The following is an 856-nucleotide window of genomic DNA, read 5'->3' on the forward strand; positions in this document are numbered from 1 at the left end:
AACCGGAGACCTCGTGGACACCCTAGCGGTGACGAGGCGGTTCGACCTGACCGACGTGCAGTGGGCGGTGCTGGAGCCGTTGCTGCCTGCGGGTAAGCGGCCAGGTCGACCGTCGTCATGGAGTAGGCGGCAGTTGATCGACGGGATCCGGTGGCGGATCCGGGTGGGCGCCCCGTGGCGGGACGTGCCACCGCACTACGGGTCCTGGTCAGCGGTGTATGCCCTGTTCCGCCGCTGGCAGCGCGACGGCACCTGGCTGCAGGTCCTGACGGCGTTGCAGGCCCTCGCCGACGCAGCCGGCAGGATCACCTGGGACGTGTCCGTGGACTCGACCAGCGCCCGCGCTCACCAGCACGCGGCCGGGGCGAGGAAAAGGGGGATCTGCAGGCCGAACCACCCGGCGGAGTCATGGTGGAGCCGGCCGACCACGCGCTGGGCCGCTCCCGCGGTGGGTTGACCACGAAGCTGCACCTGGGCTGCGAGCAAGGGCAGAAGCCCCTCGCCATGGTCCTGACCGCTGGGCAGCGCGGCGACAGCCCGCAGTTCATCCCCGTCCTGACCGCCATCCGCGTTCCCCGCCTGGTGACCGGCCGACCGAGGACCCGCCCGAACCGGGTCCTGGCCGACAAGGCCTACACATCAAAAGCGAACCGGGTCTACCTGCGCCGGCGAGGGATCGCCGCGACCATCCCGAGCAAGGCCGACCAAGACGCGAACCGGCGGGCCAAGGGATCCAAGGGCGGACGCCCGCCAGCCTTCGACCCGCACATCTACCAGCAACGTCACGCCGTCGAGTGCGGCATCAACCGACTCAAACGCAACCGGGCCGTGGCCACGCGCTTCGACAAGCTGGCCG

Annotated in this window: 1 protein-coding gene; it reads left to right on the forward strand. The window is 70.6% G+C overall.

All coding sequences use genetic code 11. The features are described from left to right. Positions 1-28: 28 nt before the first annotated feature. Positions 29-856 (forward strand): IS5 family transposase gene (locus E1182_RS30690; RefSeq protein ID WP_371687630.1). Its coding sequence is split into 2 segments (ribosomal slippage), with 826 coding nucleotides annotated over them: positions 29-406 and positions 409-856; the frame shifts between segments, so codons are not numbered across the junction. This gene is flagged as partial in the annotation.

It is taken from the genome of Micromonospora sp. KC721 (assembly GCF_004348355.1).
In the GTDB taxonomy this organism is placed as follows: Bacteria; Actinomycetota; Actinomycetes; order Mycobacteriales; family Micromonosporaceae; genus Micromonospora.